Genomic DNA, 13,509 nt, shown 5'->3' with positions numbered 1-13,509 from the left:
TTCCGGTCGGAGCGGGCGTCGGCGGCGCTGGGCTGGAGGACGCCGGACGAGAACCGCAGGCTGCTCGGCTACGCGGTGTAGGATGTACAGGAAAACGTCCGCAGTCCCAAGTCGCTTATGAGCGTAAAGTTCGAATATCGCGACGCATACATCGGTGCTGGCCGATTGTGCAGCATTGTTTTCCCAGTTAATTGCTTTATCGCACTAGAGTGACGTTGAATACCTCGTCTGTTTTACGCTCATAAGCGACTTGAGCCTCGAAAAGCGGAATGCTCTCAATATGATGCCGGCAAACAAATGCGCGCTTGACGCCTAAAGGAAACCACGCTTTGGCCAGCCTTCTTGACGAATACCGACCAAAACGTGGTTTCTTTCAGCGCATTAGCGCGATCCCTAGCTACCGGAGCGTTCTGTTACTTGCCCACGCCCTCGCCCAAACGCTCAGCGACCGCGGCCACCACCTCGTCAGAGACCGCACCGCATGCCCGGCAAGCGCCCGTATCGGAGCTCACCCCCGCCGCAGACGCGGCGCCGGCGGCCGTGTGGCCCTCATCACCGGTATGGTCCGGGCGGAACTTGCTGTCGTCCATGTCCATGGCGAGCGGCTTCACGCTCTCCATCTTGAAGCCCTTGCCGGCGCGCATGTTCTCCTTGGCGACCGAAATCATGAGCTTGATGCGGTTCAGCTGGTTCACCTCGGAGGCGCCGGGGTCGTAGTCCACGGCCACGATGTTGCTCTCGGGATGCAGGCGGCGCAGCTCTTTAATAACGGCCTTTCCCACCACGTGGTTGGGCAGGCACGCAAACGGCTGCGTGCAGATGATATTCGGCGCACCGTGATCGATGAGGTCGAGCATCTCAGCCGTAAGGAGCCAGCCCTCGCCCATGTTGTTGCAAAGGGAGAGCACCTGCGTTGCCTTCTCGGCCATGACGGAGATGGGCTCAGGCTGCTCGAAGCGCGCCGACTTCTCCAACAGCTCGTCCACGGGCTTGCGCATCCAGTCCACCAGACCAATGGCCGCGTCCATGGTCGCGCGCGACACCGCTGAGCTGCCGAGCTCGTCCTTCTGCACCTTGGCGTTGCTCATCGAGTAGAGGAAGAAGTCCAAAAGACCCGGCACCACGGCCTCGCAGCCCTCGTTCTCAATAACCTCGACCACGTGGTTATTGGCCGTGGGGTGGAACTTGACGAGAATCTCGCCGACCACGCCCACGCGCGGCTTGGTGCCCTCGCCCACCAGCGGCATGGTGTCGAAGGCGCGGATGGCCTCGCGGGAGAGCTTGGTGAAGCTGCGGCGCGTGAAGTTGGGCGCGAGCTTGCGCGCACGGGCCATATACTCCTCAAAGAGCGCGTTCGCAGCGCCCGGCTCTGCCTCGTAGGGACGGCAGCGGTAGAGCATCTGCATCATCACGTCGCCAAAGAGCACGCAGTACACGGCCGCCTTGAGGAGGCCCGGCGAGAGCTTGAAGCCGGGGTTCTGCTCGTCGAGCTTGACCGCCGCAAGCGAGATGACCGGAATCTCGGGGTGACCGCTCTCGCGCAGGGCCTTGCGGATGAGGGCGATGTAGTTGGTTGCACGGCAGCCACCGCCCGTCTGGCTGATGATGACGGCGGTCTTCTTGAGGTCGTACTTGCCGCTCTCGATGGCCTCCATGATCTGGCCCGTCACGAGAATCGACGGGTAGCAGATGTCGTTGTTGACGTAGCGCAGACCCGCCTCAACGGCGCCGCGATCGGTGGAGGGCAGAAGCTCGAAGTTGTAGCCGCCCGCCTTCATGACCTCCTTCACCAGGTCAAAGTGGATGGGCGCCATCTGCGGGCAGAGGATGGTATAGCCCGCATCGCGCATCTCCTCGGTAAAGGGCACCTTCTCAAATGCGGCGGAGTTGGCGCGGCGCTGCGCGGAAAGGGCGTACTTGTGCGTAGAGAACGCGGGCGCGTCCGCGCTCGGCGCCACCGGCGCGGCATCGCCCTGCTCGTAGGCCTCGCCCGCAGCGGCCGCGGCGGCGGCACGCTCGGCCTCCTGGTCCTTGAGGGCGGCCATGAGCGAGCGGATACGGATGCGCGCGGCGCCGAGGTTGGAGACCTCGTCGATCTTGAGCACGGTGTAGATCTTGCCGGAGCCCTCGAGAATCTCCTGCACCTGATCGGTCGTGAGCGCGTCCAGGCCGCAACCAAACGAGTTCAGCTGGATAAGGTCGAGGTCGTTGCGCAGCGTCACGAGCTTGGCCGCACGGTAGAGACGGCTGTGGAACATCCACTGGTCCACCACGCGGATGGGACGGTCGGGCTTCACAAGGTGCGCAACCGAGTCCTCGGTAAGCACCGCAAAGCCAAAGCTCGTGATGAGCTCGGGCAGGGCGTGGTTGATCTCGGGGTCGTTATGGTAGGGGCGCCCAGCGAGCACAATGCCGTGGCCGCCGTGCTCCTCGATCCAATGGATGGCGTCCTCGCCCATGGTCTGGATGTCCTCGTGGAACTTGGCGTCCGCCTCGTAGGCAGCGTTGACCGCGGCGTCAATCTCGGAGCGGGTGAGCTTGGGCCCGCGTACGCGCCCGCGACCGGCCTCGGCATCGGCCACGCGCTCGACGGCCAAAAGCTCGTAGAGGCGGCGCTTAAGCTCGACCTTATCGTGGTACGGCACGAACGGGTACATGAACTCGACGTTCTTGCTCGCGATGTCGTCGATGTTGAGTCCGAGCGCCGTGGGATAGCTCATGACGATGGGGCAGTTGTAGCAGTTGCCCGCCTGCGGGTCCTCCTGGCGCTCCCAGCGGATGCAGGGCATCCAGATGAAATCGACGTCTTTGTCGATAAGGTTCATAACGTGGCCGTGCGACAGCTTTGCCGGGTAGCATACCGACTCGCTCGGCATGGACTCGATACCGGCGTCATAGGTCTTCTTGCTCGAGTTGTCCGAAAGCACGACGCGGAAGCCGAGCTTGGTGAAGAACGCATGCCAGAACGGGTAGTTCTCGTACATGTTGAGCGCACGCGGGATGCCCACCGTGCCGCGCGGGGCGTCTGCCTCCTCGAGCACCGGACGGTTGAACAGCAGCTCGTTTTTCTTGCTGAAGAGGTTGGGGGCCTCGGTCTTCTCCTTCTTGTGGCCGGCGCCCTTCTCGCAGCGGTTGCCCGTGATGAAGCGGCGCCCGCCGCCAAAGTCGTTGATGGTGAGCAGGCAGTTGTTGGAGCAGCGTCCGCAGCGCGCGTGCTTCTGGGTGACCGTGAGGTGCGCAATCTCATCCGCCGGGAGGATGGTCGACACGCCGTCTGCGCCCGCGCGATCGCGTGCGAGAAGCGCCGCGCCGTAGGCACCCATGCAGCCCGCGATGTCGGGGCGGATGGCGTCGACGCCGGTCAGGAGCTCAAAGGCACGCAGGGTCGCGTCGCTCATGAACGTACCGCCCTGCACGATTACCTTCGTGCCAATTTCCTTAGGATCACGCAGCTTGATGACCTTGAAGAGGGCGTTTTTGATGACCGAGTACGAGAGGCCGGCGGCGATGTCGCCCACCGTGGCGCCTTCCTTCTGCGCCTGCTTCACACGGCTGTTCATAAAGACCGTGCAGCGGCTGCCGAGGTCGACGGGGTTCTTGGCGCGGATTGCCTCAGCTGCAAACGCGCGCACATCCATGTTCATCGACACCGCAAAGCTCTCGATGAAGCTGCCGCAGCCCGAGGAGCACGCCTCGTTCAGCATGATGTGCTCGATCACGCCGTCGCGGACGCGCAGGCACTTCATATCCTGACCGCCGATATCCAAGATGAACTCGACACCCGGCAAAAACGCCTTAGCGCCGCGCAGGTGCGCCACCGTCTCGATCTCGCCCGAGTCGGCCTTGAGCGCCTCGATAAGCAGGGCCTCGCCGTAGCCGGTGGTGGTCACGTGCCCAATCGTAACGCCCGCGGGGATGTGCGCGTAAAAGTCGGCCATGATGACCTTGGCCGTACCCAGGATGTCGCCGTTGTTGTTGCCATACCACGTGTGCAGGAGCTGCCCGTCCTCGCCCACCATGGCGGCCTTCATGGTCGTGGAGCCCGCGTCGATACCAATGAACACGCGCTTGCCCGTATAGGTGGCAGCGTCGCCTGTGGGCACGACCTCGCGGTCGTGACGGTCCTTGAACGCGCGATAGGCGTCCTCGTCCGCAAAGAGCGGGTCGAGACGCGCCACCTCGGAGCCCTGCGTATCGCCGAGGGCATCGATGGCAGCAATGAGCTCGGGGAAGGTCGAGAGCTTGCTCGACTCGTGCGCCATGGCAGCACCCGATGCCACAAACAGGTGCGCATTCTCCGGCACAATGCGGTGCGCCTCGTCCAAATCAAGCGTGAGGTAGAAGCGATGACGAAGCTCGGAGAGGTACTGGAGCGGGCCGCCCAGGAAGGCGACGTTGCCGCGGATGGGGCGGCCGCAGGCGAGGCCGGAGATGGTCTGCGTGACCACAGCCTGGAAGATACTCGCCGCCACGTCCTCGGGAGCAGCGCCCTCGTTCAGAAGCGGCTGCACGTCGGACTTGGCGAACACGCCGCAGCGGCTTGCGATTGGGTAGATGGTCGTCGCGTTCTTGGCGAGCTCGTTCAAACCGCTCGCATCGGTGTGCAGAAGCGTCGCCATCTGGTCGATGAACGCACCCGTGCCGCCGGCGCAGGTACCGTTCATGCGCTGCTCGATACCCTGGTCAAAGTAGATGATCTTGGCATCCTCGCCACCGAGCTCGATGGCCACATCCGTGCTCGGGATGAGGGTCTCGACGGCTCGTTTGCTCGCAATGACCTCCTGCACAAACTCGAGGCCGAGCCACTGGCTGAGCAGAAGACCGCCGGAGCCGGTGATGGCGCACGTCATGGGGGATGCGCCGAGCAGGCCCTTGGCGCCCTCGAACAGGTCACGGGCGCAGGCACGCACATCGGTGTGATGGCGCTGGTACTTGGCGTAGACGATGCCGTTGTCGTCGTTCAGCACCGCAAGCTTGACCGTGGTCGATCCCACGTCGATACCAAGGTGGAGCGTCCCGTAGTTGTTCTCGGGCTGCCAGATGGCGCCCTCGGGCACCTTTGCGGAGCCGGCCTCGTCCACCGGAGCCTCTACCGCCGGTACCTCGGCAAGCGTCTCCTCCGCACCCTCGACAGGAATCCTAACCATTGACGACCTCCTTGGCCTCAGGGTTTTCAGATGCGGGCCTCGCCATGTTGAGGCCCAGAAGCTTCATGCCGTACGCCGGCACGTTGATATCGATTGGCTTTCCGTACAGGTCGCCGGGGCGCACGAAGGCGACCACCGTCATGATGCGCGCCATGGTCTCGGGACTCTCGGCAAGGCCGGTCTCAAACCAACGGCAGACGATACCCATCTCGGCGGCGACGACGTAGGAAAGGTAGTAGTCAAAAAACGTATCGAGCACACCGGGGAAGATGCCCGTTTTCATGCGGCTCGATACCGTCTCGCGCGCAATGTCCTGGATGCGCGGCGCAAGTGCGGGGTCGCCGCCCGGCCCCAGGAGCGCCCCGATGAGCGCGCCGTTGCGCTTAAGATAGCCGAGCAGCTCGACCGCGCCGGGCGCCGGCTCGAGTGCCTCGATGTTGCGGTAGAGCCCGGCCAGATCCGTTGCGGCAAGCGAGGCGATGCGCGCGCGAATCTCGGCAAGGATGAGCTCCTCGGTCTGCGCGACAAAATCGGGAATGTCCTTGTAGTGCGTATAAAACGTGCGGCGCGTGAGGCCGGCGCGCTCGGTAAGCGAAGCCACCGTGATGCGCGACAGGTCCTCGCCCTCGCCGATGAGGTCGCTGAGTGCGGCGCGCAGCAGGCGCTGGCTGCGAGCCGAGCGGCGGTCCAACTTGGCGGGACCGGGTGAGACCTCCGTGGTGACGGAAGAAGCCACGTATGCTCCTTGCTTCCTATTATTTCACGACATGAGCATTATTGCACATGCCGTGAAATATATTCACCACCGTACGAGTTCGCCGCCATCGCACACAGGCTTTCCGTATCCGCCCCGGGCACGGAAAGCTGGTAAACAACGCTGCGATGCGCCAGTTTTTATTAAAACCGTGTTTGCCAGCGCTCCAGGGTGCTGGAGAGCTGGCAAACACGGTTTTGGCGTTTAGGAGTGTTAGGGCGGCGAGTCCGCGCCGACAGTGGCGCCTCGGCGCCAAGTGCGCCCAGGGCAGTGCCCGCCCATTCGGCACAGCAGCCCGCTGGGCGGAAAGCTATCCAACCGTCACGCGCTGGCGCTCCCAGCGAAGCGTCTGCATGATGTGGCGCGGCGCAGCGTGGAACACGTTGCTGCCGATAACAGCGCTAGCTGCCGCTTTTGCCTCGTCGCTGCCGTTGGCCATGGCATAGGAGTGGCGGAACCGCTTGAGCATGGCGATGTCGTTGCCGCCGTCACCGTAAACGGCGCACTCGTCCTCGGTGTAGCCGTAGTAGGAGGCCAGCCAGGCAACGCCCGCGCCCTTGTTGGCGTCGCGGTCGGAGATCTCGAACATCATGGGATTGAAAGGCGCGTTCACCAGCGTATCGGTATGCTCGGCAAGGTAGGCCTCGAGCTCGCGGCGGCGACCCGGGTCGGGGACGCGGCAGTTAACCTTGCACACATCGGACATGCGCAGGATGTCGTCGGTCGTCTGGTCAAAGTGCATGTCGTTCATGTTGAAGGGACCGCGCATGCCACGCACGATGATGCGCTTGATGGGGTTGTCGCGCTTAAAGCCCTCGTCGTGCTGCTGCCTAGAGCCGCGAATGAACATGCCCTCGGGCGTGGCACAGTCAAAGGGGATGGTCGGAAACGTACGGAGCAGGTCCTCGAGAGCCGCAGGATCGATGGGGAAGGTCTTGAGGAGGTGCCCCTCGCGGTCGCGCACGATGGTGCCGTTGGAGCCGAGCATGTCCACCGGCGCTCCGCGGAACCCATGATCTGAGGTCGACTGCACCGCGCGCCCGGTGGCAACCGCTAGGTGCGCGCCGGCGGAGACGACCTCGTGCACGCACTTCAAGATGGTGCGGTCCGTCATATGGCGAGCGTTGAGGAGCGTTCCGTCTAAATCGCAGGCAAACAGTTTAATCATAGGTGCAGCTATCCTTCCCCTTGCCTTGTCATATCCGCAGGTACCCGGGCCCTATCCAAGGGCAACATCGAGCACCATCATAATCGTGAAACCGGCGATAACACCAAGCGTGCCTACGTTAGAGTGCTCACCCAGATGTGCCTCGGGTATGAGCTCCTCGACCACCACATATATCATGGCGCCCGCGGCAAACGCCAAAAGCCAGGGCATAAAGGGAGCAACCCAGCCGCTCGCCAGCACTACGAGAATACCAAATACGGGCTCGACGATTCCCGAAAGCGAGCCTGCTGCAAAAGCCTTTACACGACTCATACCTTCGCGATGCAACGGCAGGGAAACCGCGGCTCCTTCGGGAAAGTTCTGAAGACCGATACCTATGGCGAGCGCGAACGCCATGCCGAGGTACGCCTCCCCCGCCGCACCCGCTGTGCCCGACGCCATCGCAAAGAGCAGGCCTACGCTCATGCCTTCGGGAATGTTGTGGAGCGTCACCGCCGAGACGAGAAGCGTGGTGCGTTTCCATGCCGAGGGCAGCCCTTCCGGCTCTGCTGCACCCGCGTGCAGATGGGGCAGCAGCGTGTCGAGGGCGATAAGAAACGCCACGCCGAGCAGAAAACCGCCCGCCGCTGGAATCCAGCCTATCTGGCCGAGTTCCTCGGCTTGCTCGATAGCAGGGCTCAGCAAGGACCACATGCTTGCGGCAATCATGACGCCCGCGGCAAACCCCAGAAAGATATGGTGGCTGAGGTCTCCCTTGTTAGGGTCCTTTGGACTAAAGAGCACCACGGCGGACCCGAGCGTAGTCATAAGCCAGGTAAACCCGCATCCCAGCGCAGCCCACATGAGTGCCTGCACGGTATCTTGGCTAAACATCGTCGTATCCTTTCAGACGCGAGCGGCGCGCATAGCATCGCGCTCGTCACCGATGGCTGTCGTTACTCGTTAGGTGCCCGCTTTCTGGGCGCGGTAAACCCGCATCGTTTGAACCTGAGTTTTAACACCTTGCATTCCCTTTCGTAAACAGAGAATCTATCCCCTCGTGTGCGCGGCCGCGGCGGGTGCATCTGGCCCCCAGCCGACTCGGACCGCTCGTCCGCGCACACGGTACGCACCGTATAAGGAGGAACATCTTGCAAGCAAAGAAAGTCACCGCTGAGGCTTTTGGCACGTTTGTGCTCACGTTCTTTGGCTGCGGCAGCGCCGCCATCGCTGGCGCCACCCTCGGCAACCTCGGCATCGCCGCCGCCTTTGGCCTGTCCATCGTTGCCATGGCCTTCGTCATTGGCAATGTCTCCGGCTGCCACATCAACCCCGCCGTGTCCCTTGGCCTTTTCCTCGATAAGCGCCTCTCTGCCACCGACCTCATCGGCTACTGGATCGCCCAGTTTGTGGGCGGCCTCGTTGCCGCCGGCGCGCTCGCCCTCGTGGTGAGCCTCTGCGACCTCGGCGGCGTGCTCGAGACCGGCCTTGGCTGCAACGGCTATGACGCCGCCTCTTCGGTTGGCCTCAACGCTGTCGGCGCCTTCGTCGTCGAGGTGATTCTCACCGCCGTCTTCGTGCTCTCCGTGCTCGGCTCCACCGCCGACGCCAAGACTGCACCCTTCGCCGGCATGATCATCGGCGCCACTCTCGCCTTCGTGCACATCATGGGTATCCCCCTGACCGGCACGTCCGTGAACCCGGCGCGCAGCTTTGGCCCGGCCGCTGTCATGGCGATCAACGGTGACGTCACCGCGCTTTCGCAGGTCTGGGTCTTCATCGCCGCTCCGCTCGTGGGCGCCGCGGTTGCCGCTCTCATCTGGCGTTTTGTCTGCAAGGCGGATGACGCCGCGTAGGGATTAACCCCCATCAACGTACGTTTCAGGTAAAACGGCGCCTGTCGGAGCCACCGGCGGGCGCCGTTTCGCACATTTTGGGATGGTTATCAACGACTCGTTGAACGGGACTCAAAGGGTTTCGCCCTCTCTTGTCACGGGCATACACTGTTGACATGACGGCTTTGGGCTGTCATTCCTTTTCTACGACCACCGGAGATGAGCATGGACATACGTCAAATTCGCTATCTTGTGGCCGCGGTTGAGGGCGGATCGCTCTCGTCGGCGGCAAAGCAGCAGTTTGTTACCGTTCAGGCAGTTTCCAAAGGCATTTCCGAGCTCGAGAACGAAGTCGGCACGCCCCTACTCATCCGCGGCAATCACGGCGTCAAGCCCACGGCCATCGGGCAGGGCTTCTACGACCGTGCGCGCAAAACGCTCGAGAGCTTCCAAGAGCTTCAGGACTTCTCTGAGCGCGTACCCGCACGCAACTCCGCAAACCATCTTCTTGTCACCTTCTGCGCGCCGCCATTTGAAGGTGGCGACGATGCCATGCGGCGCCTCTCGGCACTGCTCGGCGCGCGCCTCGGCATCGAGATTGAGATTCTTATCGTGCCCGGCAAGACCTCGCTTGTGGCGCTTCGCTCGCACGCCGTGGACGCCGTGTGCATGATTGGCGAGTACTCCGCCCCGGATACGGATTGCATATCCATCGGCAGCCTTCCCACCGGCGTGGGAATGACTGCAACGCATCCCCTCGCATCCAAAAAGACCGTCCGCCTCGCTGACCTTGAGCCCTACCCCGTCATGTGGTCCGAGAGCTTTGACTCGTTCAACCGCTCCATCTGCACCATCTATTCCGAGCGCGGCCTCACCGCACCGATTGTGCGCATCGCGGAGGACGGCACGCCCACGCCCGATGACGCCGACCTCTCGCAGGCAGTCTACTTCTCGGTCTACCTCTCACCCTTTGGGCAGCCGTTCCGCAACAGCCGCGTGGTGCCCATCGATCCGGCGGAAGCCATCTCCATTCCCATTTGCTTCGTTACGCTCAAAAACGCCAAGTCTGAGGCGTATCTTGCGCTCGAGCGGCAGATTCGCACGGCGTTCAAGCTCACCTCGCTTCTGCGCGTCTAACATCTGCACCCTTCGCAAGTCAAAGCCCTGCCGACGCCGAGCCGCCGGCAGCGCCATGCGTCTATACTGCAAGCAACACCTCGATTTCCGATACCGCCTGCCATGGGAGGACGATGGACGCACGCAAATTGAGCCGCTTCGCTACCTGTGAGGACTATCTTGCCTGCCCGGTATGCGGAGATGCGCTATCGCTCGACGGCACCTGCCTTGCCTGCTCTGCCGGACACCGCTTTGATATTGCCCGCCAGGGCTATGTGAACCTGCTGCGCGGCAAGCACAACCACGATGTTTATGACCGCGAATCCTTTGCATCCCGTCGCACGGTATTCGAGAGCGGCCTCTACGCGCCTATTGCAGATGCCGTATGCAAAGCGCTGGAAGAAGCCTTGGGCGAGCTTCCCACCCGCACCACGCAGCCGCTCGTGGTGGATGCCGGCTGCGGCGAGGGCTATTTCTCGAGCGTGGTGCGCAAGCGGACGCAGGCCCGCGTGTGCGCTTTTGACATCTCGCGCGATTCCATCCAGCTAGCTGCTGTTCGCGAGCCTGAAGACGGCATCGCTTGGCTTGTGGCGGACCTTGCTGCTATCCCGCTTCAGACGGGCGTTGCCACGGCCGTGCTCGATATCTTCTCGCCGGCCCGCTACAACGAGTTCCACCGTATCCTCAAGCCCGGCGGCCGCGTAATCAAGGTCGTTCCCACAGCCAACCACATGCACGAGGTCCGAGCGCTCGCCGCAGGCTCCCTGCAGCAGCACGACTACTCCAACCAGCGAGTGCTCGATCATTTTGCGGCGTCGTGCACCCCGCTTGCACGCCATACGGTATCCAACACCATCGCCCTCACGCCCGAGCTGCGCGACGCTCTCATTGCCATGACGCCGCTTTTGTTCTCGGTCGATACGGCCGCCATCGACTGGAGCGGCCTCACACACGCGACCGTCGAGGCCGAGGTGCTCGTCGGAACGTGGAACGCCTAAAAAGAGCCGCTTCGCGTGAACGGAATTACAACAGCAAAGGACCGCCCCGAATATCTTCGAGACGGTCCTCCCTCAATTACGTTACGCAGCTAGCCAGGCCAACCGCGTCAGTACGCTGTTACTCCGCCGGGCAGAGCGCGAGCGCAGCCTCGTCAGCAACAACCACAACGTTGTCGTGCAGCTGAAGGATCGAAGCGGGGCACTGCGGGGTAACCGGGCCGTAGCACATGTCGTGAACAGCCTGAGCCTTGGCGGAGCCGTTGGCGGCAATGACGATCATCTTGGCAAACATGATGGTCTGAACGCCCATGGTGTAGGCCTGGCGAGGCACGTCCTCGATGCGGTCGAACAGGCGGCTGTTGGCCTGAATCGTGGACTCGGTGAGGTTGACGCAATGCGTGCCCTTGGAGAAGTGGTCATCGGGCTCGTTGAAGCCAATGTGACCGTTGTTGCCGATGCCAAGGAGCTGCAGATCGGGATAACCGGCAGCGGCGACAATGCGGTCATACTCCTTGCAGGCGGCATCAGCGTCGGGGTTGGAGCCGTCCGGCACGTGGGTGTTCGCCTGGTCGATGTTCACATGGTCGAAGAAGTTAGTCTTCATGAAGTAGTGGTAGCTCTGCGGGTCGTCGTGGGAAAGGCCGCGATACTCGTCCAGGTTGTACGTAGAGACCTGGGAGAAGTCGCAGTCGCCCTTCTGGTTCCACCCGGCGAGCTGACGGTACGCGCCAATGGGCGTGGAGCCGGTGGCAAGGCCCAGCACGCAGTCGGGCTTCAAGATGACCTGTGCCGAGATGATATTTGCGACCTTGCGGCTCATATCATCGTAGTCACGTGCGCGAACGATCTTCATAGTGCGACCCCTTTCAGAGAGCCTCCTGTACTAAAAGCGGCGCCGGCAAAACCGACACCGCCGCTTACCCCGTTTAACGCTCCCGCGCCGTGATGAGTCGATCGAGCTCGTGGACGGTATCGCCCACGTTACCCTTGATGCTCGAGAACTCAACGGCATTACAGATGAGTATCGGCGCCGTGAGGTCGTAGCCTTCGGCCTTGATGGCGTCGCCGTCAAACTCAATGAGGACGTCGCCGCGATGCACGGTATCGCCCACCTGCGCGTGCACCTTAAAGTGACGGCCCTCAAGTTTATAGGTGTCCAGACCGACATGAATGAGCACGTCAAGTCCGTCGTCGGTGTGCAAGGCGACCGCATGCCCGGTGGGGAACACGGCCTTTACCTTAGCATCGGCAGGGGCAACCACGGTGTTGCCCGAGGGTAGGATCGCCACGCCCTCGCCAAGGGCCCCAGAGGAAAACGTAGTGTCTGCGACCTCTGACAGCGGTATCACAGTACCGGCCAGCGGCGAGAGCAGTACTTCGTTTTTGCTCCGAGAAACCAATGAGTTGAAGAACTGGCTGAACATAACCCCCCTAACTCATCACAGCGGCAACCCGACATCTGTTATGCCTCAATGGTACCCCAAATCGGCAGGCGTATTTGCGTGGTATCACACGAATCCCCTGCCGCCTGAGGCATGCCGCGAGCATCGTAACGTAATGAGGATATTTCGAAAAGAGTATCTCTCGTGACATGAAAAAGCGGGGCCGCCCTGAGGCAGCCCCGCATGCAATCCAGTATGTCTCCGGCAGATTAGCGCTTGGAGAACTGGGGAGCGCGACGGGCCTTCTTGAGACCGTACTTCTTGCGCTCGACCACGCGCGCGTCACGCGTGAGGTAACCGGCGCGCTTGAGGTCGGCACGGTAATCGCCGGCGTCGAGAAGCGCACGGGCGATGCCGAGGCGCAGAGCACCAGCCTGACCGCTGATGCCACCGCCATCGCAGAGGGCGATGACGTCAAAGGCGCCCTGGGTATCGGTCACCTTGAAGGGAGCGAGCGCGTCGTCAAGCAGGTTCTGACGGCCGAAGTACTCGGCAGCGTCACGCTTGTTGACGGTCACCTTGCCGGTGCCGGGAACGAGACGGACACGGGCCACAGCGTTCTTGCGACGCCCGGTGCCCTGGTAGACAACGGAGTTCTCAGCCATGTTTTACGCCTCCAGCTCGATCTTGACGGGGTTCTGGGCAGCATGGGGATGCTCGGAGCCAGCATAGACCTTGAGCTTGGTCAGCTGCTTGCGGCCGAGGGTGGTCTTGGGGAGCATGCCGCGGACGGCGCGCTCGATGACCTGCTCGGGGTGCTTCTCCATAGCTGCGCGGAAGCTCTCCGCCTTGAGGCCGCCGTTCCAACCGCTGTGGCGATAGTAGGTCTTGTGAGCGGCCTTGTTGCCGGTAAGCTGGACCTTATCGGCGTTGATAACCACCACAAAGTCGCCGCAGTCGGAATTGGGGGTGAACTGAGGCTTGTTCTTGCCGCGCAGGATCATGGCGATCTGGGTGGCAAGACGGCCCAGCACGGCACCCTCGGCATCGATGAGGACCCAGTTGCGCTGGACCTCACCCTGCTTGGCGTAGTGAGTCGACTTAGAAATCACTTGGACTCCTCCAACAGT

11 protein-coding genes are annotated in these 13,509 nt (G+C 62.4%); 3 read left to right on the top strand and 8 right to left on the bottom strand.

What is annotated here, in order from left to right:
- Window positions 1-413: 413 nt before the first annotated feature.
- The 4 genes from B5F89_RS08055 to B5F89_RS08040 all read right to left on the bottom strand — a co-directional run bounded on the left by B5F89_RS08055 (window position 414) and on the right by B5F89_RS08040 (window position 7,942).
- Complete coding sequence (locus B5F89_RS08055) at window positions 414-5,147, bottom strand: 2-hydroxyacyl-CoA dehydratase (RefSeq protein ID WP_239286720.1); 4,734 nt, start codon at window positions 5,145-5,147, stop codon at window positions 414-416.
- Complete coding sequence (locus B5F89_RS08050) at window positions 5,140-5,883, bottom strand: TetR/AcrR family transcriptional regulator C-terminal domain-containing protein (protein ID WP_239286719.1); 744 nt, start codon at window positions 5,881-5,883, stop codon at window positions 5,140-5,142. The genes B5F89_RS08055 and B5F89_RS08050 overlap by 8 nt, the downstream gene beginning before the upstream one ends.
- 328 nt (window positions 5,884-6,211) lie before the next feature.
- A complete protein-coding gene (locus tag B5F89_RS08045; RefSeq protein WP_087431263.1) occupies window positions 6,212-7,069 on the bottom strand; it encodes an HAD family hydrolase in 858 nt (285 codons plus the stop codon).
- A 51-nt stretch (window positions 7,070-7,120) separates the two neighbouring features.
- Entirely contained in the window at window positions 7,121-7,942 is an 822-nt protein-coding gene (locus B5F89_RS08040) for a ZIP family metal transporter (protein ID WP_087431262.1), read from the bottom strand.
- Window positions 7,943-8,199: 257 nt separating this feature from the next.
- Between B5F89_RS08040 and B5F89_RS08035 the strand changes: the two genes are divergently transcribed.
- From B5F89_RS08035 to B5F89_RS08025, 3 genes are all read left to right on the top strand, one after another.
- Window positions 8,200-8,904 (top strand): aquaporin, encoded by a 705-nt coding sequence (locus B5F89_RS08035; RefSeq protein ID WP_087431261.1) that lies wholly within the window; start codon window positions 8,200-8,202, stop codon window positions 8,902-8,904.
- Window positions 8,905-9,108: 204 nt separating this feature from the next.
- Window positions 9,109-10,020 carry a LysR family transcriptional regulator gene (locus tag B5F89_RS08030; RefSeq protein WP_158098447.1) on the top strand — a complete coding sequence of 304 codons (912 nt, stop codon included), beginning with the start codon at window positions 9,109-9,111 and terminating at the stop codon, window positions 10,018-10,020.
- A 113-nt stretch (window positions 10,021-10,133) separates the two neighbouring features.
- Window positions 10,134-10,997 carry a putative RNA methyltransferase gene (locus B5F89_RS08025; protein WP_087431259.1) on the top strand — a complete coding sequence of 288 codons (864 nt, stop codon included), beginning with the start codon at window positions 10,134-10,136 and terminating at the stop codon, window positions 10,995-10,997.
- Window positions 10,998-11,115: 118 nt separating this feature from the next.
- Here B5F89_RS08025 and nagB read toward each other — a convergent pair whose 3' ends face one another.
- The 4 genes from nagB to rplM form a co-directional block, all read right to left on the bottom strand.
- Entirely contained in the window at window positions 11,116-11,850 is a 735-nt protein-coding gene (gene nagB / locus B5F89_RS08020; protein ID WP_087431258.1) for a glucosamine-6-phosphate deaminase, read from the bottom strand.
- A gap of 73 nt (window positions 11,851-11,923) precedes the next feature.
- Window positions 11,924-12,421 (bottom strand): PTS glucose transporter subunit IIA, encoded by a 498-nt coding sequence (locus tag B5F89_RS08015; protein ID WP_087431257.1) that lies wholly within the window; start codon window positions 12,419-12,421, stop codon window positions 11,924-11,926.
- A 227-nt stretch (window positions 12,422-12,648) separates the two neighbouring features.
- Window positions 12,649-13,044: a 30S ribosomal protein S9 gene (gene rpsI, locus B5F89_RS08010; protein WP_087431256.1), complete on the bottom strand. Its 396-nt coding sequence runs from the start codon at window positions 13,042-13,044 to the stop codon at window positions 12,649-12,651.
- A 3-nt stretch (window positions 13,045-13,047) separates the two neighbouring features.
- Window positions 13,048-13,491 (bottom strand): 50S ribosomal protein L13, encoded by a 444-nt coding sequence (rplM, locus tag B5F89_RS08005; protein WP_087431255.1) that lies wholly within the window; start codon window positions 13,489-13,491, stop codon window positions 13,048-13,050.
- Window positions 13,492-13,509: the final 18 nt, after the last annotated feature.

Origin of the sequence: Collinsella sp. An307 (genome assembly GCF_002161805.1) — a bacterium.
Lineage (GTDB): Bacteria > Actinomycetota > Coriobacteriia > Coriobacteriales > Coriobacteriaceae > Coprousia.
This window is presented reverse-complemented; position numbering and strand designations above follow the sequence as displayed.

Bases quoted from the DNA above. Each gene is read 5' to 3' on its own strand.
- B5F89_RS08040 (WP_087431262.1), bottom strand. From the start codon at position 7,942: ATGTTTAGCCAAGATACCGTGCAGGCACTCATGTGGGCTGCGCTGGGA.
- B5F89_RS08055 (WP_239286720.1), bottom strand. From the start codon at position 5,147: ATGGTTAGGATTCCTGTCGAGGGTGCGGAGGAGACGCTTGCCGAGGTA.
- rpsI (WP_087431256.1), bottom strand. From the start codon at position 13,044: ATGGCTGAGAACTCCGTTGTCTACCAGGGCACCGGGCGTCGCAAGAAC.
- nagB (WP_087431258.1), bottom strand. From the start codon at position 11,850: ATGAAGATCGTTCGCGCACGTGACTACGATGATATGAGCCGCAAGGTC.
- B5F89_RS08015 (WP_087431257.1), bottom strand. From the start codon at position 12,421: ATGTTCAGCCAGTTCTTCAACTCATTGGTTTCTCGGAGCAAAAACGAA.
- B5F89_RS08025 (WP_087431259.1), top strand. From the start codon at position 10,134: ATGGACGCACGCAAATTGAGCCGCTTCGCTACCTGTGAGGACTATCTT.
- B5F89_RS08045 (WP_087431263.1), bottom strand. From the start codon at position 7,069: ATGATTAAACTGTTTGCCTGCGATTTAGACGGAACGCTCCTCAACGCT.
- B5F89_RS08030 (WP_158098447.1), top strand. From the start codon at position 9,109: ATGGACATACGTCAAATTCGCTATCTTGTGGCCGCGGTTGAGGGCGGA.